The sequence below is a fragment of the Pseudoalteromonas sp. SK18 genome, assembly GCF_001974855.1.
Lineage (GTDB): Bacteria > Pseudomonadota > Gammaproteobacteria > Enterobacterales > Alteromonadaceae > Pseudoalteromonas.
The window spans coordinates 1-24,010 of record NZ_MTQB01000035.1 but is presented as its reverse complement, the minus strand read 5'-3'; the positions used below and the strand labels follow the sequence as shown (position 1 = coordinate 24,010).

At 40.2% G+C, this 24,010-nt stretch carries 20 protein-coding genes and 1 tRNA gene; 3 read left to right on the top strand and 18 right to left on the bottom strand.

Features of this window, described 5'->3' with window-relative positions:
• Positions 1 to 60 precede the first annotated feature (60 nt).
• From BW139_RS17330 to BW139_RS17300, 7 genes are all read right to left on the bottom strand, one after another.
• Complete coding sequence (locus BW139_RS17330; RefSeq protein ID WP_076920486.1) at positions 61 to 1,308, bottom strand: nucleotide sugar dehydrogenase; 1,248 nt, start codon at positions 1,306 to 1,308, stop codon at positions 61 to 63.
• A 407-nt stretch (positions 1,309 to 1,715) separates the two neighbouring features.
• A complete protein-coding gene (locus BW139_RS17325) occupies positions 1,716 to 2,693 on the bottom strand; it encodes a Wzz/FepE/Etk N-terminal domain-containing protein (protein WP_083708685.1) in 978 nt (325 codons plus the stop codon).
• A gap of 140 nt (positions 2,694 to 2,833) precedes the next feature.
• Positions 2,834 to 3,028 (bottom strand): four helix bundle protein, encoded by a 195-nt coding sequence (locus tag BW139_RS18695; RefSeq protein WP_407070246.1) that lies wholly within the window; start codon positions 3,026 to 3,028, stop codon positions 2,834 to 2,836.
• Between the two features lie 61 nt (positions 3,029 to 3,089).
• Positions 3,090 to 3,284, bottom strand: a complete 195-nt coding sequence (locus BW139_RS18690) for a four helix bundle protein (protein ID WP_340139788.1) — start codon at positions 3,282 to 3,284, stop codon at positions 3,090 to 3,092.
• A 1,498-nt stretch (positions 3,285 to 4,782) separates the two neighbouring features.
• Positions 4,783 to 7,335 carry an SLBB domain-containing protein gene (locus BW139_RS17310; RefSeq protein WP_076920484.1) on the bottom strand — a complete coding sequence of 851 codons (2,553 nt, stop codon included), beginning with the start codon at positions 7,333 to 7,335 and terminating at the stop codon, positions 4,783 to 4,785.
• Between the two features lie 119 nt (positions 7,336 to 7,454).
• Positions 7,455 to 8,237 (bottom strand): YdiY family protein, encoded by a 783-nt coding sequence (locus tag BW139_RS17305; RefSeq protein ID WP_076920482.1) that lies wholly within the window; start codon positions 8,235 to 8,237, stop codon positions 7,455 to 7,457.
• Positions 8,238 to 8,344: 107 nt separating this feature from the next.
• Complete coding sequence (locus BW139_RS17300; RefSeq protein WP_076920481.1) at positions 8,345 to 9,163, bottom strand: mechanosensitive ion channel family protein; 819 nt, start codon at positions 9,161 to 9,163, stop codon at positions 8,345 to 8,347.
• A 323-nt stretch (positions 9,164 to 9,486) separates the two neighbouring features.
• Between BW139_RS17300 and BW139_RS18420 the strand changes: the two genes are divergently transcribed.
• The 3 genes from BW139_RS18420 (at position 9,487) to BW139_RS17290 (ending at position 10,835) form a co-directional block, all read left to right on the top strand.
• Entirely contained in the window at positions 9,487 to 9,669 is a 183-nt protein-coding gene (locus BW139_RS18420) for a hypothetical protein (RefSeq protein WP_139336346.1), read from the top strand.
• A 104-nt stretch (positions 9,670 to 9,773) separates the two neighbouring features.
• A tRNA-His gene (locus tag BW139_RS17295) sits at positions 9,774 to 9,849 on the top strand.
• Between the two features lie 539 nt (positions 9,850 to 10,388).
• Positions 10,389 to 10,835: an REP-associated tyrosine transposase gene (locus tag BW139_RS17290; RefSeq protein WP_076920480.1), complete on the top strand. Its 447-nt coding sequence runs from the start codon at positions 10,389 to 10,391 to the stop codon at positions 10,833 to 10,835.
• A gap of 238 nt (positions 10,836 to 11,073) precedes the next feature.
• On the opposite strand, the gene BW139_RS17285 is transcribed toward BW139_RS17290, so the two are convergent.
• From BW139_RS17285 to trmJ, 11 genes are all read right to left on the bottom strand, one after another.
• A complete protein-coding gene (locus tag BW139_RS17285; protein ID WP_076920479.1) occupies positions 11,074 to 13,623 on the bottom strand; it encodes a GGDEF domain-containing phosphodiesterase in 2,550 nt (849 codons plus the stop codon).
• Positions 13,624 to 13,627: 4 nt separating this feature from the next.
• Entirely contained in the window at positions 13,628 to 15,169 is a 1,542-nt protein-coding gene (locus BW139_RS17280; RefSeq protein ID WP_076920478.1) for a PAS domain-containing methyl-accepting chemotaxis protein, read from the bottom strand.
• Positions 15,170 to 15,639: 470 nt separating this feature from the next.
• Positions 15,640 to 17,067: an NAD-dependent succinate-semialdehyde dehydrogenase gene (locus BW139_RS17275; RefSeq protein WP_076920477.1), complete on the bottom strand. Its 1,428-nt coding sequence runs from the start codon at positions 17,065 to 17,067 to the stop codon at positions 15,640 to 15,642.
• A gap of 535 nt (positions 17,068 to 17,602) precedes the next feature.
• Entirely contained in the window at positions 17,603 to 17,941 is a 339-nt protein-coding gene (fdx, locus tag BW139_RS17270) for an ISC system 2Fe-2S type ferredoxin (RefSeq protein WP_008113929.1), read from the bottom strand.
• A gap of 11 nt (positions 17,942 to 17,952) precedes the next feature.
• A complete protein-coding gene (hscA, locus tag BW139_RS17265; protein ID WP_076920476.1) occupies positions 17,953 to 19,815 on the bottom strand; it encodes a Fe-S protein assembly chaperone HscA in 1,863 nt (620 codons plus the stop codon).
• Positions 19,816 to 19,856: 41 nt separating this feature from the next.
• Positions 19,857 to 20,384 (bottom strand): co-chaperone HscB, encoded by a 528-nt coding sequence (gene hscB / locus BW139_RS17260; RefSeq protein ID WP_008113925.1) that lies wholly within the window; start codon positions 20,382 to 20,384, stop codon positions 19,857 to 19,859.
• Positions 20,385 to 20,454: 70 nt separating this feature from the next.
• The gene (gene iscA, locus BW139_RS17255; protein WP_008113924.1) at positions 20,455 to 20,778 is read right to left on the bottom strand and encodes an iron-sulfur cluster assembly protein IscA; all 324 of its coding nucleotides are present in this window, start codon (positions 20,776 to 20,778) and stop codon (positions 20,455 to 20,457) included.
• A gap of 9 nt (positions 20,779 to 20,787) precedes the next feature.
• Positions 20,788 to 21,171: a Fe-S cluster assembly scaffold IscU gene (gene iscU / locus BW139_RS17250; protein WP_008467675.1), complete on the bottom strand. Its 384-nt coding sequence runs from the start codon at positions 21,169 to 21,171 to the stop codon at positions 20,788 to 20,790.
• Positions 21,172 to 21,211: 40 nt separating this feature from the next.
• Positions 21,212 to 22,429 (bottom strand): IscS subfamily cysteine desulfurase, encoded by a 1,218-nt coding sequence (locus BW139_RS17245; protein ID WP_008113922.1) that lies wholly within the window; start codon positions 22,427 to 22,429, stop codon positions 21,212 to 21,214.
• Between the two features lie 24 nt (positions 22,430 to 22,453).
• The gene (gene iscR, locus BW139_RS17240) at positions 22,454 to 22,945 is read right to left on the bottom strand and encodes a Fe-S cluster assembly transcriptional regulator IscR (RefSeq protein ID WP_008113921.1); all 492 of its coding nucleotides are present in this window, start codon (positions 22,943 to 22,945) and stop codon (positions 22,454 to 22,456) included.
• Positions 22,946 to 23,147: 202 nt separating this feature from the next.
• Positions 23,148 to 23,873: a tRNA (cytosine(32)/uridine(32)-2'-O)-methyltransferase TrmJ gene (trmJ, locus tag BW139_RS17235; protein ID WP_076920475.1), complete on the bottom strand. Its 726-nt coding sequence runs from the start codon at positions 23,871 to 23,873 to the stop codon at positions 23,148 to 23,150.
• Positions 23,874 to 24,010 lie beyond the last annotated feature (137 nt).

Genomic DNA, 24,010 nt, shown 5'->3' with positions numbered 1-24,010 from the left:
TTTTTAACTTGTATAGGCAGCCAAATACATTTATATAAGAAGCCTAATATGAAAATATTATCAATTACCCACTAATAAACCTTTAAAATCATAAATAAACTTATCCTCTTTCAATGATCTACTTAACTCAATCAGTTCGCTGTGCCCAACTGCCAACAATAAGGCATTGATAGCCTCGTTGTTATATGAATTAATAATATCTAGGTTATATTCTGCTTTAACTTCCTTAATATTGGCCCAAGGGTCGACAATTTGAACATTCAAACCGAGTTCTATTAAAGCTTTATATAAATCAAGTACCTTTGTATTTCGGATATCAGGGCAGTTTTCTTTGAAAGTAAACCCGAGTAAGGCAATTTTACAATCTACTGGGTTTATTTTTTGTTTAATTAATTTTTTTAAGAAATCTTGAGCTATATATGTTGGCATAAAGTCGTTAATTTCTCGAGCCTTACGCATTAAATCTGGTACATACCCTGATATCTGTGATTTGTGCAGTAAATAGTATGGGTCAACCCCTATGCAATGACCACCTACTAAGCCTGGCTGTAACTTCATAAAGTTCCACTTAGTACCAGCAGCTTCTATAACTTCTTTTGTATTTATACCCAACTTTTCAAATATTTGGTGTAATTCATTTACCAGTGCGATATTGACATCTCGTTGAACATTTTCAATAACCTTAGATGCCTCAGCTACTTTAATAGAGCTTGCCTTATGAGTACCCGCTGTAATTATAGATTTATATAACTGATCTATTTTTTCAGCTATTTCAGAAGTAGAGCCGCTAGTTACTTTTAAAATATTGGTTACCCGACGTTCTTTATCGCCTGGGTTGATACGCTCTGGCGAATAACCCGCAAAAAAGTCCTGGTTAAATACTAAGCCTGATACTCTCTCTACTGCAGGTAAACATGCTTCTTCTGTAGCACCTGGGTATACGGTTGACTCATAAATTATTATGTCGCCTTTTTTAACCACTTTACCTAGCATTTCACTGGCTTTAATTAGTGGTGTTAAATCAGGTTGTTTATGCTCATCAATGGGGGTTGGTACTGTAACAATATATACATTGCAGCTTTTAAGGTCTGACACTGTGTAAGAGAAATTAAGTTGTGGAGATTGTTTAAGCTCTTCATCACTTACTTCAAGTGTAGAGTCGTGGCCGGCTTGTAATTGTGCAATTCGACCTTGGTTAATATCAAAACCTATTACTGGAAATTTTTTACAAAACTCAACAGCTAAAGGAAGGCCTACATAACCTAAACCTATAATGCCAATTTTTAGGTCCGTTAATGAATCGTGCATAGTTGTGTTCTCTTTGTTTAGTAATACAGCTTCGAGCTTTGGACTTCGAGCTTTGTAAAAGTTAAATTTTAAAATTAGTTTCAAGTTAAAATGTGCAATAAAAATCGAATATCAAGATGGATTCTCGTGGGTAAAAACACGTTTTACAATCTATTTCGGGTGGGTTGCCAATCATTTCTTGATGGTGAAAACGCTATAAACTTACTAAATTAATACGCAAAAGCTTACCACTAAATTGCATTTTAGCAACTTTGTATCTCAGCTTTATTACACCCCTCTGAGACACTTTTTCCATATTGAGACAGTCAATTTAGACTATCTCATTGTAATTGCTTGTTTTTATACTTTTTATAAAAAGTGCCCAATAGGCCTTCTTAGAATAGGTTCTAGGTACTAGGCTCTAGGAATTAAGCTCTAGGCTTAGCTACATAGTGTCTAATCAATACTATCATTACACTTAGTATTCCGCCTAAAAGCACACCTAGTACACAGATTAATGCTCGCTTAGGTTTAAACTTTTCTTCTGGTACTAATGCTGCGTCAATTGTTTTAAATACGTATTCGTCGCGTACTTTAGCAAACATAATGGTTTTAGTTTGCTCTTCGACTAGCTTATAAAGCACTGCACGAATATCAGCAATTTTAGTTTGCTCTAGTTGCTGCGTTAAAAAGTCGGTACTTTTTATTGCCTCTAATACATCACGTTGTTTCATGGTTTGGTTAATATCTTTTATTAACCAATCTACCCATTGCTGGGCAACGTAAGGTGATACATGCTCTATGGCTATTTTAACCATACCGCTTTCTTTATCAGTACTGGCACTAATAATTTTACTAAATTCTTTATACGCTTCTTGCATTGATGGCTTGGGCTTGAAAGGTGCTTTAACCTCTCGCACCCATTTATTGTTTTGCGCATCGTATATTTCGCTATTGTACACAACGGTGTTCGTTTGCATATTCCACGATTCGGCAGCCATTAAGTCGGGGAGTATATTATGCTTTTGAATAAAGTCGCTAGTAAACTGGCGTGACTTTAACACTTCAATAGCTAATTGTGCCTTATTGCTTGAGCCACCACCTAAGTTAACCCCCGCTAAACTCGCTAAACCACCAAACTGGCCAGCTAAGCCCGCCAAACCACCAGAACCTTCTTGCTCTGCAGGCGCTAACAATGCTTCTGATTTATAGATATTAGGCTGGTTAATTGCATAAACAACTGATGCAACTGCGAACAGTGCTGTAATTGCTATTATTAACCATTTTCCTTGCCAAATTACAGCAAACAGCTCACGTAAATCGATTTCGTCATCGGCGATGTTATTTTGCATTGGTGTATTATTTTGCATTGGCTCGTTGTATTGTTGAGTGCTTGGGTTGTTCATATTATTCTCATAGGTTCTAGGTTCTAGGTTCTAGGTTCTAGGTTCTAGGTTCTAGGTTCTAGGTTCTAGGTTCTAGGTTCTAGGTTCTAGGTTCTAGGTTCTAGGTTCTAGGTTCTAGGTTCTAGGTTCTAGGTTCTAGGTTAATCAAGATTATAATTAGACTCTGTCTCTTTTATAGAGCTTTTCCTAATTTTAATTAGTACCGCTAGCATGCTAGCAACTTCTTTCGATTCAGTAATCAATTTTAAACCTAGTTCTCTTTCTATTAAGCCTATTTCTATGCCTATATATATTTGCGTTACAAGCTCACCAGCGGAGCCTTTACCATAATACAAGAACCTAGCTTGATCGGCCTGTGAGTCACGTTCTAAACGTTATTCGATAAGTCCATTTATCTCACCTCTTCGAGGCCGCGCAAGCGCGTTCAAAATTTGCTCCTGCAATTTTGTCTGCAATATTAGAAGGAATTGAAATAGCAGAACGAGTAACTTGATCTTTAAATCCGTAGTCTTTGCAATTAGCGAGCGCTTTATATGTATCGCAAGCCAACCTTGAAGATCTTTTCCAAACATCCAATTGTTCGAACTTCATAGTAATTCCTTTTAAGTTCTAGGTTCTAGGTTCTAGGGTTTAGGTTCTAGGCTTTCCTAGTGCCTCACGCCTAGTACCTATCTCTTCAGGCACGCTTCACGTTCCAGTTCGTCGCAGAGCTCCTCTCGCTCCAGCTTGATGTAAACTAGTACACATAATCACTTAAGCAATTTAACGAGTTAAACTATCCGCAAGCGGCGTTAAAAACTTTTTATTTAGAACAACTAAACTACAAAGCTTTTGCCTTGCTATCGTAAAGTTTTCCTGGCCTAAAATAGCCCACTCTATTACGGGTACTAGTTTCAAACTATTTGCTTGTCTAGCCCTTCGGGCACGCTTCACGTTCCAGTTCGTCGCAGAGCTCCTCTCGCTCCAGCTTGAAAGCAAAACTATTTGCTTGTCTAGCCCTTCGGGCACGCTTCCGCCCCTAGGTTGCAGTTCCTACGGTCTGATAAAAAACAGGTTTTAGGTTCTAGGCTAATGCTCATAACCTTTAAGTAAAAACCTGCGGGCTAAAAGCCCGCTTTAAAAATCATTTTGAACCACAGAGTACATTGAGGCGCTGCACGCTACACTGAGAAAAAAGTCTGCTGACAACTGACAACTGATATTTTCCTCTATGTTCTCTTTACCCTCTGTGGTGAATAAAGTCACTAACAGATGCTTCGGCTTTAAGCCGCGAGCTCGTTGCTCATAGTCCGATGTTCATAACCCTAGCTTTTGCTAAAGCCTTAAACATACACGACATTAAGTCGCTCTACATTAGCGTGGCATAGCCCTGCTTTAAAAATTATTTTAAACCACAGAGTGCACTGAGGCGCTGCGCGCTACACCGAGAAAAAGCTTGCTGACAGCTAATAACTGCTCTTTCCTCTGTGTTCTCTTTACCTCTGTGGTAAATAAAATCACTAACAGATGCTTCGGCTTTAAGCCGCGAGCCCGTTGCTTATAGCCCGATGTTCATAACCCTAGCTTTTCCTAAAGCCTTAAACATACGCGACATAAAGTCGCTGCTACATTAGCGTGGCATAGCCCCGCTTTAAAAATCATTTTTGAACCACAGAGTGCACTGAGGCGCTGCGCGCTACACCGAGAAAAAGCTTGCTGAAAAATGACAGCTAATAACTGCTTTTTCCCTCTGTGTTCTCTTTACCTCTGTGGTAAATAAAATCACTAATACCTTTAAACTTCGAGCCGCGAGCCCGTTGCTCATAACCCTAGCTTTTGCTAAAGCCTTAAACATACACGACATTAAGTCGCTCTACATTAACGTGGCATAGCCCCGCTTTAAAAAATCATTTTGAACCACAGAGTGCACTGAGGCGCTGCGCGCTACACTGAGAAGATTAGCCTGCTTACAGCTAATAACTGCTCTTTCCTCTGTGTTCTCTTTACCTCTGTGGTAAATAAAATCACTAACTAACGTTTCGGGTTACGAGCCTCGCGCCTGCCTCTTAATGCTTTCCTAGAGCCTAGAACCTCGCGCCTATTACCTATATTACAAGCTACCTATCGCAGCTACTGCTACACCTAGTTGGTAAAGTATTTGCGTTGCAGTGCTCCACAGCGTTAGCTTGTCCATATGGCCTGCATCCATTGGCACTACTATGGTATCGCCTGGTTCTAGTATTTGCTCATCACCTGGAGCAAACCAATTACCTGTGTTAGGTATGCTTACTGCGCCATTGGCTTTAATAATATAAATACGGTCGTCATCAGCGCGTTCTTTTAAGCCGCCACTTAGCTCTAGGTAGTCATCAACACTTATACCTGCTTTATAAAGATGAGTGGTTGAGTAGTTTACTTCACCCACAACACTAATAGAGTCGCGCTTGCTAGGTACATATAAAGTGTCACCATCTTGAAGCACTAAGGTTTGTTGATTATTTTGAATAAGCGGCAGGTCTATTACTAGTCGGCCTAATGCTTCTACACTTGCGAGGTCATTGAGTAACTTGTCCATTTCATCATACGATAGCGCACTTGTGCTGACTGAATTTTGAAAGCTTTTTGATGCCACATCACGGCGTAATTCAGTTGCTAAACGCGCTAATTGCTGCTGCTCTTGCTGCTTTACCGATAAGCGAGTGAATATAGCGGCATTTTGCTCTGCAAAGTCGCTAAAACCACCTGCTCGCTCTAGTAGGTTACTAAGTGTTTCACCACGGCGTATGGTATACGTACCCGGAAATTTAAATTCGCCTTTAAGTGTTACTTTTACGTTTTCTTGCCAGTTAGGAATTGCAAAAATATTTAAGCTGTCTTTGCTTTGCAAAGTAAGGCTGCTTTCGTTACTACCTATTAGTTGTTCAAGGTTTATTTTTACATGTTCTACTTGTGAAGCATTGCCATCAACCATGCGGGTTATTTCAGCTTCTTTAGTATAGGCCGATTCTAACAAGCCCCCAGCAGCTGTTATTAAGTCAACTACACTACCATCTACGGTTAAAGGGTAAACCCCCGGGTGGCTTACTTTGCCGTTAATTTCTACTAGTTGTATTGCTTTATTCGTTGATGCTTGCTGCTTCAACTGTTTAATTATTGGCGCTAGTAAATTATTACGGCTATATGGTGAGTAACTTTCTGCGCTTAACTCATTACTGTTTTCATCGCGCGATGCTTGCTCAATAGATCTATCTTTTTTAGTACCTGACCCTGTGGTTGATAAAGTAAGTTGCTCTTGCTGCTTTTGCTCAAACTCACTAAATATAATAATTTTATCGTTTGCGTTAAGGGTTAAGTCGTTTTTAGCATTTTTTACAATGGCCTGCGCAACATCAAACTGATGTACTTCTATATCACCACTAATATTTATTTCACGAATTACTAAGCCATAACTTAAATCAGCTTGCGACAGTAAGTCACCTCGTACCGACTTTAACAGGTCGGAAATGCGCTTACCTTCATGCCACTGGTAGCTGCCCGGGCGAACTACTGCACCCACTAAATTTACAACGTTATTATATTGTGCGCTTACCGTGTTAAAACGAATGCGGTCGCCGTCTTGCGGAATGTAATTTATATTGCTAGCAGAAAAGTCTACGGTAAGTACTTCTTTGCGGTTGTTTTTAAAGCGCTCTACCACGGCATTTTTAGTATAAGCGCCCGGCTTTAGGCCGCCTGCCATAGCTAATAGCTCTTTGGCTGTTTCGCCCTTTTTTAGCTCAAAAATAGCAGGACGTTTCACTAACCCTTCAACGGTTACTTGCGAGCCAACAGATGGCACAAATACCACGTCGCCTGCTTTTAAAATAATATCGTTGCTGCTATCACCGCTAATAAGTAAATCGTACAAATCGAAGTTAGTTACTACTTTACCAGCCCGTTTTACCTGTATATTACGCAGTGATGCAATATCTGACACGCCACCACTTACAAATAATGCATGCGATACCGTAGTCAGCGACGAAACGCTGTAACTACCCGGTTTGTATGCCTCACCTAATACCATAATACGCATACTGCGAAGTTGACCAAGCGAGACAAACGCTTTTACACCTATAACTTCTTGCTCAACTTTTAGTTTAATTAACTCTTTAACCTCCGCAAAGGTTAAGCCAGCTACTTGCACTGGGCTCAAGTCAGGAATGTTAATTCGACCTTCTCTATCAACAATTACTTCAAAGCTTGCACTTTCTTTACCATAAAAATTAATTAATAACTGATCGCCTCGGCCAACTAAATACGTGTCAGGCACTGCTGATGTTTCGCTAGGCATAAAAGTGGTGGGCTCACCGGCAAATAATTCATAACCGAATGGTTTAACTTTATTGGTTTTTGGCTTTTTATCGAGTTGTTTATCGTTTTCTTCGGTTTCAGATGGGTCTATGCGCTCACCGATAGTAGGAGGTTGTTCTGCACTAACCTGGCTTTGCTGACCAGCACCAGTAATTACCGATAAATCAACACCGTACTGCTTTGCAAGAGCCTGCTGCTGAGACTTAGGCAACTTTTTAAATTGCTCTATTTGCGATGCACTTGGGGTAAAAGCCAATGCGTTAAAGCTGCTGATAATTATCAGCGCACTAATAAAGTATTTAAAAAAGTTCACGAGTAGGTATTTCCCTAGTTCTACAGTCGATAATGCGCGTATCATACACCATTTTCGCGTAATTAAAAAAGAGGCAACCGCCTCTTTTATTACATAATTGTTATTAAAACCGCTATTGATTAAAAGCTATACACCAATGTTAATGACGTTTCAGTGTCGGTTGCTTCTTTATCGTCAGCAACGTCTGAGTTATTGGTTATATTGTAGGCCACTTTCATTTGTAGTGAGCCGTTAATTTTAGTTAGCAGTGCGGTTTCTGAACGGGTTTTGGTGTTTGTATCACCATATTCTACTGACACTAACTGAGTAAAACGCGCGTTGTCTGAAATTTTCCAGCTAAAGTCCATTTTACCTAAAGCAATTACTTCGCCTTCGTATTCACCTGCTAATGAGTTGCCGTTTTCATCAACCTCTTCGCTAATATCTGGGTATTTAAAATACTTATAACCCGGACCAATTTCAGCGTTTAGTTTCATGTTTGACTCGTTTAATAAACGTAAACCATAACCTGCTGAAATAACTGATTCACTTCGGTATGCACCAAAGTAGTCAGATACGTGTGATCCATAAATAAATAAATGAGCGTGCTTTTCGTTTAATTTGTAATTACCCTGCGCTGAAATAGAGTACTTTTCGTTGGTACGCTGTTTTTCTTTTGTGCCGTCGTCGTTTTCTACTTCATCTTCTTTGTAGATGCCGTCTAACTTATACTCATTATTCCAGCTTTCTAAGTTATGTAAAACTTTGATACCACCTTTTAGGGTAGTTGTTTCTGTATTACCACTGGTAATAATAGCACCCACTTCACTGGTTATTTCCCAGGTTTTTTGTTCTTCTTCTGATGCAAATGCATTGGTTGTAGCTGTGGCTGCTACTAAAATTGATAAAAGCTTAAGTTTCATTAAAAAATAACCCTGTAAATATAATATGTATACTTATTTATAAAAGCAGCGCACATGCTAACCAATCACATATGATCGCTGCCTTAATAAAATAAATATTTTAAAAATTAGTCTTGCTTATGAAAGTGAACATCCATTTGTGGGAACGGAATAGTAATATCAGCGTCATCTAACGCTATTTTAATATTTTCCATTAATGACCAGTATGTTGGCCAGTAATCTTCCGAGTTAACCCACGGGCGCACAATAAAGTTAACACTTGAATCGGCAAGTTCAGAGACCGATACGTTGTATGCAGGATCTTTTAAAATACGTGGCTCGTTATCTAGTACTGATTTAAGTACTTCTTTTGCTTTACGTAAATCGGCGTCGTAGCCAACACCAATCACAAGGTCAACGCGGCGTGTTGCTTCGCGCGAGTAGTTAATGATCGCATCTGACATTATTTTTGAATTAGGCATTACAATTACTTTGTTGTCAGGAGTGCGCATTTCTGTTGAAAATATTTCGATTTTTTTAATCGTACCGGCCTTACCACCTGCTTCAACATAATCACCTGATTTAAATGGGCGTAGTAAAATAATTAACACGCCTGACGCAAAGTTAGATAACGACCCTTGCAATGCTAAGCCAACCGCTAAACCTGCAGCACCTAAAATAGCAATGAATGACGTGGTTTCGATGCCAATTTGTGACAACGCCATTAAAATAGTGGCAGCAAATACAATGGCATACACAATACTAGAGACGAACGATGAAACCGCTTTATCAACTTTTTTCTTGTCGAATGCTTTAGCAGTTAAATTTGCACAAAACTTGGCAATTCGACCACCCAGTAAAAATATAACAAGCGCTATAACTGCTTGAATACCATAGTGTAAAATTAAGCCTGAATTTTCATTCAGCCAATTAAGTATTGAATCCATATTAACTCCTGATAGTGTTATTAAGCAGTTTAGCGATATTGTTTGTTGTATTGTAAATCTTTAATAGGTGTTTGCAACAGCGTTTTACGAGGTTCTAGGTTCTAGGTTCTAGGAATTTAAAAACCTTACGGTTAATATAGCGAGGTTTTTTTATTCCCGTAGGTGGGAGTTTACCTCGCGCAGGGTTTAGTAAAATGCGCGGGATAACCACCGCTCACGTTCAATACACACATCATGCTTGGCTTAATCTCTACCTAAAACCTAAAATCTTTGTCTTTAATCTCTTCCTCTGTGACCTCTGTGGTAAATAGTGTTTTAATTTTTTGCACCACAGAGTACACCGAGGCGCTGCGCGCTACACAGAGAAGAAAATCTTGCGCGGTATAAAGCGGGATTGGGGATTCGAGCCGCGAGCTGCCCGTTACCCGTTACCCGTTACCCGTTACCCGTTACCCGTTACCCGTTACCCGTTACCCGTTACCCGTTACCCGTTACCAATAGCTTAAATATAGAATACTTATAATAAGTTTAATTTTTTTTGATTTTTTGCTTCACAAGCATAGGGATATTATGTATTATGCGCGCCACACCAAACGAGGTGTATGTAGTGGCGGTTGTAGCTCAGTTGGTAGAGCCCCGGATTGTGATTCCGGTTGTCGCGGGTTCGAGCCCCGTCAATCGCCCCACTATTTTCTAAGTTCCCTCAGTAATGTCCAAAGTTAATCTTTTAGTTATATCTACCTGGCTTTAAGCCAAAAAAACCTTAAATAAAGAAATAATACTGACTTATCTGTTTGCTTAAGCTTATTTGCGTCTTTACTCCGCGTTTGCTTATATCCTTTAACTCATACTTATATGAAACTCTGACGCGACATAAAGTCGCTGCTACTATAAATATTACCCTGCGTCCCACTTTAACTTATACTTTTATAAAACCCTGACGCGACATAAAGTCGCTGCTACTATAAATATTATCCCGCGTCCCTCTTTAACTTATACTTTTATAAAGCCCTGACGCGACATAAAGTCGCTGCTACTATAAATATTACCCTGCGTCTAACTTTAACTTATACTTTTATAAAACCCTGACGCGACATAAAGTCGCTGCTACCATAGATTTACAAACATCACCTGTAGCAGCGGATTTATTCCGCGTCACAGAGCCTTAAAAAGACGCGATGTAAAATCGCTGCTACACTTTACTCTTTATGCGCAAGGACTCGCTATGAAGAAGGCTTATCGACTCAGGAAAGGGAGGGTCTCTTTAACTAATCATTACTATATTGTCACTATGGTATCCCATAATCGTAATAAGCTTTTCACTAAACTTAATATGAATCGTTGTTTAATAAAACATATGCGAGAGCTAGAACGAGAACAACGAATAAAATCAATCGCATTTGTTATTATGCCAGACCACTTACATTGGCAATTTCAAATACTTTCAAACAATACGCTTTCAAATATAGTTCGTCTTTTTAAAGGTAGAACTGCCGCGAGTTTTTATCAGTTTGAGGTTTATAGATTGTGGCAAAAAGGATATTACGATCATTTAATTCGTAATGAAGAAGATCTTATAGCAAGCGCTCGTTATATTATTGCCAATCCTTTGAGGGCAAAGTTAATAGCCAATGTTGCAGATTACCCTTATTGGGATTGCGTTTATGTTTAATATTACAGCCGACGTGTAGAAGAGGGTTTATTCCGCGCCACCGAGTCTTTAAAAGACGCGATGTAAAATCGCTGCTACTGTAAATATGCAAGCTTGGGGTTCGGGATTCGAGTTTCGAGACGCGGCATAAAGTCGCTGCTACACCAATCAATCTTAACCCGCACCTCTCAGCCCGTCGCTCGTAAGCTTTGAGCACGTAACCTAAAAAGACGCGACATAAAGTCGCTGCTACATATTATTAAAGGCGTTCTTTCCACTGTTCTACAGGGATTGGCTTTGAAAATAAGTAGCCTTGAAACAAGTCGCAGCCACGTTGTTTTAAGTAATTGAATTGCGCTGTTTCTTCAACGCCTTCTGCCACGCTATTTACGCCAAGTGCGTTGGCCATGTCGATGATCATGTTTACAATTGTTTTACTGGAACTATCCTCGTTATCCATAATGCCATCAACAAAGTATTTATCTATTTTAAGCTCTGAAATAGGTAACTCTTTTAAATAACTCAAACTTGAATAACCCGTTCCAAAATCATCTATTGAAAACCTAAAACCCATTTGATTCAGCTCAACCATGGTTTCTTTTACCAGCTCTATGTCTGACACTAAGGTGGTTTCCGTCAATTCAATAATTAAATGCTGTGGCAACACTTGCCATTTTTGCACGCTAGCTAATAACTTCTCTTTAAAGTCTGATGCTACTATTTGCTTAGCGCTTATATTAACCGCAATACAGGTGCTTTTACCTAACTGACCCACTTGATGTAATAATTTACACACGTTATCAATCACCCAATCGCCAATTTTAATAATGGTCTCACTTTCTTCGGCAATAGGTATAAATTCAGCAGGGCTTATAATACCCAGCTCTTGAGAATGCCAACGTAATAATGCCTCTGAAGAATGAAAGGTATTTTCATTAACATATTGCGGCTGAAGCGCGAGTTTTAGTTCATTGCTTTTATCCACATTTATCAGCAAGTAACGGATTTTATTCGTACGTTCATAACGCTTTAATGCATCTAAATCTGCAAAATAGTAACCAAAAGGAGATAGCTTTTTGGCTTGTTTTAGTGAGTAATCAAGTTTATTGAACAGTGAGTCGTATGAATCTTTACTCGCATCAATAATAGTACTGCCCAAAGAGGCACTTAATACCACTTCAAGATCATTGATCTTATGGGAAAAGTTAGTCAAGGCTAATATTTTAGAGTCAATTATCGGTTGTTGTAGCTCCAAATCACATAAGTTGCGATTGGGATAAGTGCTAATTATTAAAAAAGAATCAACACCACTTTTATACAGTTTGTACTCTCCTTCAACGGCTTTAGATAGTTTTTTAGCCGTTAAAATAAGTGCTTCATTTCCTGCTTCAATTCCATACTTAAAATTAAACTGAGATAATTTATCCATATCTAACAACGCAGCATAAATATAACTGCTATTCAAACTGGCACTTTGCAGTAAACTTCTACATTCACGTTCAAACCAGCGTTTATTTTTTAAACCGGTGATGGGATCTGAATAAGCTAAATTATAAATAGTATCTTGTGCTTCAAGTTTTTCACTTATATCTCTTACTACACCAATATATTCAATGGATGAGTCATTTACCGCTTTAGTAAGCGACAACTCTATTTGAAAAATAGTACCGTCGCACTTACGAGCAGGTAGTTGCCTACCAACACCAATAATTTTAGCTTCCCCTGTTTGCTCATAATTTCGCATGTAAGCATGATGCTTTGAGGCATAGGGTTCTGGCATTAAGTTATTGATTGATAAACCTAGCATTTCATTGTCATCGTAACCAAACATCGTCAGTGCTGTTTTATTACAATGAACAATAACGCCTTTTTGATTAATGGTAATAACAGCGTCGTTAAGATTATCTAAAATGGCTTCAAGACGATTATTTTTATCTTCAACTTTGGCTTTTAATTCGTACTCTAAGGTAACATCCTCAAAAGCACCTTGAACGGCAGTTAAGTCATTATTAATATCAAAAACAGGTTGCCCGCTAGTACGCACCCATTTTTTTCGCCCTTTTGCATCTACAAACTCAAAGTCCTCACAATAAGGAAGCCCTAGTGTTTGTAGTCGCTTAAACAACTGGTTTATACGCGCTTGTTCTTTTTCACCCGCATAATGCGCGATGGCTTGAGTCGTATTTATTTTAGTATTAGCAGCAAGTGCATAGATTTTATAAACTTCTGGCGAAAAATATAACTCATCAGTTAAAACTGTATATTGCCAACTCCCCACTTTTGCCATACTTTCAACGGCATTAATAAGCAGCTTTTGCGAACTTGATTTATTTTCTAAGAAACATTTTTGTAAATACACGCTAGTATAGTTAGCAAAACTTAACAGGGTTGATTTATAAGATTCTAAATTTTGATGCGCATTAAAATACAGGCCCACTAAGACACCTGTTAGTAAGCCATCATCATTTAAAATAGCCGCCCCAATATAGGCATTGGCATTGATTGCCTGTAACAGCCTATTTTCAGGGTAACTTTGTTGTAAATCATGGGTAATAAAACATACATTTTGGGTTAAAAGGGGCTCACAGGGCGAACCTTCAAGGCTGTAAGAAAAGTTTTCAACCACCTCGGCATTGCATAAAACTAACTGCGTAGTGGCTAATTTATCCTCATCAACTGAGGCAATAAATAAGTAATCGGCTTTTATTTCTTGTTGCAACGCACTCAATTGCGCACTTAAATTTGCGCATTGAGAATACGGTGCATCATAGGCTGCGCCTATATCAGAATGTTTGCTATCCTTGCTCACGTTATTAACCTACTTTAAAAGAAAGCCCTAGTGATGCTAATGCTTTAGAGTGCTTTTCGATTGCATCAGACTCAGCACCTACACAATGCGCTTGCGCTAGGTTTTCTGACGATGCGCTACTAATATTTGAAATATTACGGCTGATTTCTTGTGATACCATACTTTGTTCTTCTGCAGCGGTTGATATTTGCGTTGCTAAATCAGAAATATCAGTAATTGCAGCGTATACTTTGGAGACGATATCTTGGGTATTACGGGTTTCTTTCACACAACTCTCTGCCGCGTTTTTACCCGCTTCCATGGTTTTTGACCAATTTAAAAGCGTAGATTGCATTTCAGATATAGATATTTGGATTTGCTCTGTAGCGGTATGTGTTCTGCTTGAAAGCGCACGCACTTCGTCAGCAACAACTGAGAAGCCTCTACCGTGCTCACCGGCACGCGCAGCTTCTATAGCCGCATTAAGTGCAAGTAAATTTGTTTGGTCGGCAATCCCTTGTATCTCTTGCATTATACCACCAATTTTTTCAGCCTCTGTTGCTAGCTCGCTCGCTGAACTTGCTGAGTTATCAACTTCTGTTGCGAGTAACGATACTTCACGCATGGTGCCTGACATAGCTTGCGTTGCATTTTCGCAGTCTTGATGAGCTTGTTGAACACGTTGGTTGGTTACTAAGGTATTTTTAGCGACCTCATCAATTGAATGCACCATCTCTTCAACCGCAGAGGATACCTGATGCAATTCGGATGCTTCTTTTTCAACACCGGCCTGCGCAGCTTCAGCACAAATTTTTAGAGAATCAGCACCTTTACTCAAGCTTAAGGTGCCATCAATAATACGGCCAACAATAGTAGTGACTTTACCCTCAAGCAGTTTAATCTGAAAATCAGTATAACTAAGGCTATCGCTGCCAGAATAAACATGGCGAGATACACTGTCACTGCCTTTTTTGCTTTCTTTAAGCGCGCTTTGCGAGCGAATTAACTCTTCATAAAAAATAATAAAAGGCAAAGGAACAAACAGCAAACATAACCAGAACATGTAACTTGTTAACCAAGCAATTAAGGCTGCACAACCAATAAATAGCGGCAATTTAAATGCAGCTAACTTTTCACTTAAAGGCGTAATTGATTGACCGTTATTTAAACGTTGGTATAGCTTTTCTGCGCGGTTTTTATATTCTGGAAGGAGTTGTTGGCGAACTGATTGATAACCTACTTTTTTACCGTTTTCGTAAATAGGGGTAACAAATGCATCTACCCAATAATAACGCCCATCTTTACATCTATTTTTTACCGCTCCTCGCCAAGCGGTATCGCTTTTTAAATTAGCCCACATATCCCCAAAAGCCGCAGGCGGCATGTCTGGGTGGCGAACCATATTATGGTTTTTCCCTGTCAGCTCATTAATTGTGTACCCTGAAACTTTACAAAAGCTATCATTTGCATAAGTGATAACGCCTCGTAAATCTGTTGTAGAAACTAATTCTTCGTCAATGCCAAACGAAACTTCCTGGTCTACCGTTGCTTGATTTCTTCTACTCATAGTGGGTGATTCATTATGTTTAATGTGTGAATTTGCGGAATGTTAATTTATAAATGTATAAAACACAATTATACATTTATACTATATGTTAATAGTTTTGAAACTACTGAAACTTCATTCTACTTATTTTCAAACTAAAAATAAACATTTAAAAACATACAGTTACAAAAAGTTACATATAGCAAAAGGAATTGCTATTACGTAAAGTTCCACCTATAAAAGGATTATAATTAGAATAGTATCTAATTAAGAATAGTTTAGACCTTAAAATGGAAAGCTGCAAAAAACCTCTCCTTGTATAAAGATAAAAAAAATGCCACCAGATGGTGGCATTTACACACGGGGGTATTTCTACTTATAGAAATTTTTTACGTTTTGTTTACTTAAATATTTTTTGAAAAGGTAGCATTTACACCCGTTTCAAGCAACTTAAAATGCTGAACTGTTAACTCATCGGAACAGTTTTAACATTACACCTTAATACATACATATTTTTCTTCTAAGTACTCATCTAACCCTTGGTGACCGCCCTCTCTGCCGAGACCAGATTGTTTTACCCCACCAAACGGCGCTACAGGGTTTGATATAACCCCTTCATTAACACCGACCATACCAAATTCTAGCGCTTCACTTACGCGGTATATTTGCTTAATATTCTGACTATAAAAGTAGGCTGCTAGTCCATAGGGAACATCATTAGACAATGCCAGTACTTCTGCCTCATCATCAAACGGGATTATACTTAATACAGGGCCAAACACCTCTTGGTGATAAATATTCATCTCAGGCGTAACATTGTTAACAATAACTGGGTTTTGAAAACTCCCCCCTAAATCTCGTTGCTCGCCAATAAGCGAAGCCCCTTTGCTTAATGCATCGTTTATCAATTGCTGAACTTTTTGTTTAGCCTCAGGGTATATCAGCGGACCAATATCCACTTCATCTTCAAAGCCGTTTGCCACTTTTAATCCAGCAACCTTTGAGGTTAGCTTGTTTAGCACTTTATCCATAATACTGCGCTGAATAAAGATACGGTTAGCCGCCACACACGCTTGGCCACTATTTCTAAATTTAGCCGCCATTAAGCCATCAATGGCGTCATCAATATCGGCATTGTCAAAAATAATGAACGGCGCATTGCCACCTAATTCCATTGATGTTTTCTTAATTGTCTCAGCACATTGCGATAGTAACTGCTTACCCACCTCGGTAGAGCCAGTAAAAGTAAACTTACGTACGACCTCTGAGTCAGTCAGCATTTTACCTACGTCTTTAGCGTTTTGTGATACCAACACATTGAATGCGCCTTTTACAAAGCCAGCCTGATCAGCTAAATACGCTAAAGCAATAGCACATAGTGGTGTATGCTCAGAAGGTTTTAAAATGAAGCTACAGCCAGCAGCATAAGCCGGCGCGACTTTTCGAGTCACCATAGCCACAGGAAAATTCCATGGTGTTATACCGGCAACCACGCCAATAGGTTGTTTATAACTGGTTAAGCGATGCTGATTGTCGGTTGCAGGGATCACATCGCCGTAGCTGCGTTTAGCTTGCTCGGCAAACCACTTAATAAAGCCGGCGCCATAGTCTATCTCACCGAGAGATTCTTTAAGCGGTTTTCCCTGCTCTTTGGTCATAAGTGTAGCTAACGTTTGTTTATGTTTTATCACCAACTCATACCAGCGCATCAAAGTGTCACTTCGCTCGGTTGCATTGGTGGCTTTTAATTTTACAAACGCGCCTTTTGCCGCATTAATAGCTGTATTTACGCCCTGCTCGTCAATGTCGCTAACTTCTATTATGCTTTTTCCGGTCGCAGGATCATCGACGCTAAATCGCGTAGCGGTTTTATAAAATTCACCGTTTATAAACGAGTCTGAAAAAATAAGATCACTCAAAATATACCTCCGGAATAAGTTTCGGGTTTCGGGTTTCGGGTTTCGGGTTTCGGGTTTCGGGTTTCGGGTTTCGGGTTTCGGGTTTCGAGACGCGGAATAAATCCGCTGCTACATGTGCGCGACATAAAGCCCCGCCTACAGGCTATTTTAATTTACCCGCGCCTCGCAGCCCGTCGCTCGTAACCTTTTTCCTTTAACCTTTAACCTAAAACCTTTGTCTTTAATCTCTTTCTCTGTGGCCTCTGTGGTAAATAGTGTTTTAATTTTTTCACCACAGAGTGCACCGAGGCGCTGCGAGCTACACATAGAAGAAAAACTTGCGCGGCATAAAGCCTCGCCTACAAAACAATGTTCGCCACCTTTTAGTCGGGAGTTTACCTAACGCACTTATAGAGCTTTTGGCTTACCCGCCGCTCGTAACCTTTCGCCTTTAACCTTTAAAAAAGACGCGGGATAAACCCGCTGCTACTTAATACAAACAAAAAAGCCGCGGTGTTAAACAGCGGCTTTTAATATAATAGTCGTTAATTAAAAACTAATGCTCTTCATTAACGATATTGAGATTGTACTTTGGTATTTCAACCACTAAGTCTTCATCTCTAATGATTGCTTGGCAACCTAAACGTGACTCAGGCTCTAAACCCCATGCTTTATCTAGCATGTCGTCTTCTAGGTCGTCACTTTCATCTAATGAGTCAAAGCCTTCACGGATCACTAAATGACACGTTGTACATGCACATGATTTTTCACAGGCATGAGGAATGCTAATGCCATTTTTAAGCGCGATATCAAGTACCGTTTCGCCAGCGGGCGCTTCTATTGCTGCACCGTCAGGACACAACTCCGGATGGGGAAGAAAAACAATTTGTGGCATTCTAATCTCTCTTATATATTGTCTACTGACTGGCCTGTTAAGGCTTTTTTAATTGATGCATCCATTCTACGCGCGGCAAAATCACTACTCGCATTGTCCATTTTTTCAATGGCTGCTTTAATTTCGCTTGGCTCTTGTGCACTCTCGCGTACTTTTGCAAGTTCGTTTATTTCCACTTTTAGCGCCGCTAGTTGCTCAGGCTCAAGTAAATCGCCATCAGCTGCTAAAGAGGCTTCCATTGCTTCTATTACACGAAGCGCTTCAACTTGTTGCTCTTTAAGCATACGCGCTTGCATGTCGCCTTTAGCGTTACTCATCGACTCTTTAAGCATATTAGCAACTTGGTCGTCAGACAAACCAAACGACGGTTTTACTTGTATTTCTGCTTGAACGCCAGTTGATTTTTCCATGGCTGATACGCTTAGTAAACCATCAGCGTCTACTTTAAAGGTAACGCGAATATGCGCCGCTCCCGCCGCCATAGGTGGAATGCCTTTTAAGCTGAACTTTGCCAGCGATCGACAATCGTCAACCAGTTCACGCTCACCTTGTAATACATGCAACGACATAGCCGTTTGACCATCTTTAAACGTAGTAAATTCTTGCGCACGTGCAACTGGGATAGTGGTATTGCGTGGAATGATTTTTTCAACCAAGCCACCCATGGTCTCAAGTCCTAGCGACAACGGTAACACATCCAGCAATAACATGTCTGAATCTGGCTTGTTACCAATTAATACGTCTGCTTGTAATGCTGCCCCCAGAGCAACAACACGATCAGGGTCAATTGAAGTGAGTGGTTGTTTATCAAAAAACTCGCCAACTTGAGTACGTACCAACGGCATGCGGGTTGAACCGCCAACCATCACCACTTGTAATACTTCTTGGTTTTCAATACCGGCATCTTTTACTGCACGACGACATGAGCGGAGCGTTTTTTTAACCAGTGGCATAGCCAGCTCGTTAAACTTCTCTCGTGTTACTTCAACCATGTATTTTTCATCGTCAAACTCAAGGCCAACATTCACTTTTTCGTATTGGCTGAGTGCTTCTTTACAGGCTTTGGCTTTATTTATAAATAAACGTAATACCGAAGGAGATAAGCCCGTTACGCCGGTTTCTTGTTTTAGGTAATCAACTAATAATGAGTCAAAGTCATCGCCGCCTAGGCTTGAATCGCCACCAGTGGCCAATACTTCAAACACGCCTTTATTTAAGCGCAGTATAGAAATATCAAAGGTACCGCCTCCTAAATCATAAACAGCAATTATGCCTTCTTGGCCTGAATCTAAGCCATAAGCAACCGCAGCCGCGGTTGGCTCGTTTAATAAACGCAGCACATTAATGCCGGCAAGTTCAGCCGCATCTTTAGTGCTTTGGCGTTGTGCATCATCAAAATAAGCTGGTACGGTAATAACTGCGCCTAAAATATCTTGATTACCAAAGCTTTGTTCTGCACGTGCTTTTAGCGCACCTAAAATATGGCTTGATGCTTTTACTGGGCTGATTTCCCCGGCTTCAGTTGCTATCGCAAGTGCGCCGTTATCATCGCAAAACTGATAAGGCAGTTGGCCATAGCTTTGTTCTATTTCGGCTTGGGTTTTACCTAAAAAGCGCTTAACTGAAATAAGTGTATTAACCGGATCGAGTGTAGCTGCTTGCATCGCGTCTGCACCCACGGTTATGCCACCAGCTTGGTAACGCACTACAGACGGTAACATTGCTTCGCCTGACTCATCAGAAATAGTGCGTGCTTCGCCGCTTTGTACGGTTGCCACTAATGAATTTGTAGTGCCTAAATCAATTCCAATGGCTAATTTGTGTTCATGTGGTGCCGCGCTCTGCCCCGGCTCAGCAATTTGCAATAATGCCATAATGCTCTTTAAACTCGTGTTGCTCGCTTTGCAGCAAGTAATTAATCGTCAAATAAACTGTCTTCAATGCGTTCAAGTTCGTCTTGTAACTTATATACAAATTTTAATTTGCGAATGTTGTCAGCAGCGTGTTGATATTGTTGCTCATCGTTGCTTGCAAGTTGCTCAGCCAATTCGTTGCTATACTGGGCTTTTAATTGCTTTATTTGCGACTCAAAATTAGCAATAGCGATATCTGGATCACTTGCAGAGGGAAGTTCTTCAAGCTCTTCGCGCAGTTCCATTTGTTGCATCAAGAACATGGGATCTTGCAGTGTTTGCTGCTCTGCGCGAATATCAACGCCCAGCTCACTCAACATATATTCAGCACGTTTAACCGGATGCTTAAGTGTTTGTAATGCGTCGTTAATTTCAGCGGTACTTTGTACGGCCATTAATTTATCACGACTGCTGGCATTAGCATGACGATCAGGGTGTACAGCACGTTGAAGTTCTAAGTAGTGCTTGTTGATCATTGCTAAGTCAATATTGTAGTCAACCGGTATTGCAAATAACTCAAAATAACGCATAACTTCTCACAAATGACAAAGCCCTACATTAACTGGCAGGGCTTATTTATATCTTAAAACAAGTTTGAGCTTAAACGGTAAAGCTTTCACCACAGCCACACTCATCAGCTTGGTTAGGGTTATTAAATTTAAACCCTTCATTTAAACCTTCTTTAGTGTAGTCGAGCTCAGTGCCGTCGATATAAACTAAGCTTTTAGCGTCAACAATTAAGGTAACGCCTTTGGCCGCAAATGTTTCATCGTCATCGTTTAGCTCATCAACAAACTCTAGAACATAAGCAAGACCTGAACAGCCCGTCGTTTTAATGCCAACTCGCAGGCCAATGCCTTTACCACGGTTTGCTAAAAATGATTGTACGCGGTTTGCTGCCGCATCTGTCAATGTCACTGCCATGAATATCTCTTAGTTTGTATGTTTGCTTTTGTAATCTGCAATTGCTGCTTGAATTGCATCTTCGGCTAAAATTGAGCAGTGAATTTTCACTGGTGGTAATTCTAGCTCTGCGCTGATATCGGTATTTTTGATAGTCGCAGCTTCGTCTAATGTTTTGCCTTTAACCCACTCTGTTACCAGCGAAGATGAAGCAATTGCGCTACCACAGCCGTACGTTTTGAATTTTGCATCTTCAATAACGCCGTCTGCCGATACTTTAATTTGCAATTTCATTACGTCACCACATGCTGGTGCGCCTACCATACCCGTTGCCACTGACGGATCATTTTTGTCTAGAGCACCTACGTTACGTGGGTTTTCTACGTGGTCGATTACTTTATCACTGTAAGCCATAATTCTATCCTCACTACCTGCTAGGTATGGGCTCCACTAATTAGTGGTGCGCCCATTCAACTGAATCTAAATCAACACCTTCTTGGTGCATTTCCCAAAGAGGAGACATTTCACGTAAACGGCCAATCGAGTTTTTCATTAGCTCAACGGTGTAATCAATCTCTTCTTCGGTGGTAAAACGGCCAATACTAAAACGAATTGAGCTGTGCGCTAGCTCGTCGTTGCGACCTAATGCACGTAATACGTAAGAAGGCTCTAAACTTGCAGATGTACAGGCTGAACCTGACGATACCGCAATATCTTTAACAGCCATTAATAACGACTCACCTTCAACAAAATTAAAACTGATGTTAACAATACCAGGTACTGATTGGTCTTGCGTGCCGTTAAAGTACACTTCGTCCATATCCGTTAAAATGCCGTCGATTAGGCGTTTACGCAACGCACTGATGTGTGCGTGATCTTTTTCAAAATCTTGTTTTGCAATTCTAAATGCTGCGCCCATACCCACTAATTGATGGGTTGCTAATGTACCAGAACGCATACCACGTTCATGGCCGCCACCGTGCATTTGTGCTTCTAAACGTGCACGTGGTTTACGACGAACATACAAAGCACCTACGCCTTTAGGGCCGTATACTTTGTGCGCCGAGAATGACATAAAATCTACTTTGGTTTGTTGCACGTCAATTAAAACTTTACCCGCGCTTTGTGCTGCATCTACGTGGAACATAATTTTACGTTCGCGACACATTTCACCAATAGTATTGATGTCTTGGATTACACCTAGCTCGTTATTTACATGCATGATACTTACAAGCACGGTGTCGTCACGCATCGTATCTGCTAATTTTTGCAGATCAAGTAGGCCGTTTTCTTCAACGTCCATGTAGGTTACTTCAAACCCTTGACGCTCAAGTTCACGACATGTGTCGATAACCGCTTTGTGTTCAGTTTTAGCGGTAATAACATGCTTACCTTTTTTCTTGTAAAACTGAGCTGCACCTTTAATAGCAAGGTTATTTGATTCTGTTGCACCCGATGTGAATACAATTTCACGTGGGTCTGCATTAATTAAATCAGCAATGTCAGTACGTGCTTGGTCAACGACTTCTTCAGCTTGCCAACCAAAACGGTGTGAACGCGATGCTGGATTACCAAAATTACCGTCCATAGTCAGGCACTGCATCATTTCTTTGGCAACTCGTTCGTCAACAGGCGTAGTTGCTGCGTAATCTAAATAAATCGGTAACTTCATTTCTCTCTCCGCTGCAGGTCAACCTTAAAGTTGACAGCTTACTTGAATATTTTCCAACTGCTTAATTGCATCATTAACGCTGTTTTCTTGGCGAAGAGCGACCGCTTTAACGTCCGACTTTTCGACCAATTCAGCTAAGGTAATATTATTTAAAAATTCTTCAATTCGTGCGCTTAAGTCTGACCACAATGTATGGGTTAAACAACGCATACCACTTTGACAACCAGTATTGCTTCGCTGACACCGTGTAGCGTCAACAGATTCATCTACCGCATTGATAACATCGCCAACTGAAATTACGTCAGCCTCACGTCCTAGTAAATAGCCCCCACCAGGACCTCGAACAGAACTCACTAGCCCATTTTTACGTAAACGGGCAAATAATTGCTCAAGATAAGACAAAGAAATTTCTTGGCGCTGCGAAATATCTGCAAGCGCTACAGGGCCTATATTTGCATGTAGTGCAACATCCAGCATGGCTGTAACGGCGTATCTGCCTTTTGATGTTAACTTCATAACGCCCCCCGCACAAAAGAGTGCAAATTTTAATTACCAGAGTAGATTAGTCAAGTATTATCCTGATTGGCTAGCCTCGAATGCCGGCCGATAAACTTGTAATACCCGACTGTTTTGGTCAAGTATTGTGCCTATTGTAATTACCTGAGTAATTTAGTCAAGTATTAGTGTGAGGTTTAATACGGGTTTTTATAACTAATTGCTATTTTATAGACTTGTTTATTGAGGTAAGAATACCTCTTAAAATATTCATTTCCGCATCTTCTGGACGAGCTCGATTGAACAAGCGACGTAGCTTGGTCATTACCATGCCTGGGTGCTGCTTGATAATGAAACCAGTTTTAAATAAGGTATCTTCAAGATGTTCGTAAAATAACTCAGTTTGTTTAGACGATGGATATAGGGTGTCGTCTTCTTCTTGAACAGCCTTAGGTTGCTGATTTAAAAACGCCATACGCGTTTCATAACATAAGGTTTGCACAGCCATGGCTAAATTAAGTGAGCTGTACTCCGGATTAGCAGGAATACACACATGATAATTACATAGTTGTAATTCTTCATTAGTTAAGCCACTGTTTTCACGGCCAAACACAAGCCCTACAGGGCCGTTTACGGCTTCGCTTACAAGCTTTTCACCACATTCTCTCGGCTCTACCATAGGCCAAGATAATGTACGTGAACGGGCGCTGGTACCAATCGTTAATGCACAATCAGCAATCGCATCTGCAACACTATCAACAATAACAGCATTGCCTAGCACATCAGTCGCGCCAGCAGCGAGTGCACTTGCATGACTGTCTATTTCACAGGCTGGATCAACAAGGTATAACTTTGATAATCCCATGGTTTTCATGGCGCGCGCCGCCGAACCAATATTACCAGAGTGTGATGTGTTTACTAAAACGATGCGAATATCATCTAAGATCATTACAGTGCTACTTATCGAGTACAAAAAAATTGCGCAAATTCTAGCATGAAAACGCGCTGAGATCCTATATTCAATAGTCGCGATCTTATAATCAAGATCCAAAAGATCAGCTTAGGTTCGGGGTTCGGGGTTCGGGG

Coding starts and splice junctions, on each gene's coding strand:
- iscA (WP_008113924.1), bottom strand. CDS start 20,778: ATGGCAGTGACATTGACAGATGCGGCAGCAAACCGCGTACAATCATTT.
- trmJ (WP_076920475.1), bottom strand. CDS start 23,873: ATGATCTTAGATGATATTCGCATCGTTTTAGTAAACACATCACACTCT.
- hscB (WP_008113925.1), bottom strand. CDS start 20,384: ATGCGTTATTTTGAGTTATTTGCAATACCGGTTGACTACAATATTGAC.
- BW139_RS17325 (WP_083708685.1), bottom strand. CDS start 2,693: ATGAACAACCCAAGCACTCAACAATACAACGAGCCAATGCAAAATAAT.
- BW139_RS17245 (WP_008113922.1), bottom strand. CDS start 22,429: ATGAAGTTACCGATTTATTTAGATTACGCAGCAACTACGCCTGTTGAC.
- BW139_RS17305 (WP_076920482.1), bottom strand. CDS start 8,237: ATGAAACTTAAGCTTTTATCAATTTTAGTAGCAGCCACAGCTACAACC.
- BW139_RS18690 (WP_340139788.1), bottom strand. CDS start 3,284: ATGAAGTTCGAACAATTGGATGTTTGGAAAAGATCTTCAAGGTTGGCT.
- BW139_RS17290 (WP_076920480.1), top strand. CDS start 10,389: ATGAAGAAGGCTTATCGACTCAGGAAAGGGAGGGTCTCTTTAACTAAT.
- hscA (WP_076920476.1), bottom strand. CDS start 19,815: ATGGCATTATTGCAAATTGCTGAGCCGGGGCAGAGCGCGGCACCACAT.
- BW139_RS17300 (WP_076920481.1), bottom strand. CDS start 9,163: ATGGATTCAATACTTAATTGGCTGAATGAAAATTCAGGCTTAATTTTA.
- BW139_RS17280 (WP_076920478.1), bottom strand. CDS start 15,169: ATGAGTAGAAGAAATCAAGCAACGGTAGACCAGGAAGTTTCGTTTGGC.
- BW139_RS17330 (WP_076920486.1), bottom strand. CDS start 1,308: ATGCACGATTCATTAACGGACCTAAAAATTGGCATTATAGGTTTAGGT.
- fdx (WP_008113929.1), bottom strand. CDS start 17,941: ATGCCACAAATTGTTTTTCTTCCCCATCCGGAGTTGTGTCCTGACGGT.
- iscR (WP_008113921.1), bottom strand. CDS start 22,945: ATGAAGTTAACATCAAAAGGCAGATACGCCGTTACAGCCATGCTGGAT.
- iscU (WP_008467675.1), bottom strand. CDS start 21,171: ATGGCTTACAGTGATAAAGTAATCGACCACGTAGAAAACCCACGTAAC.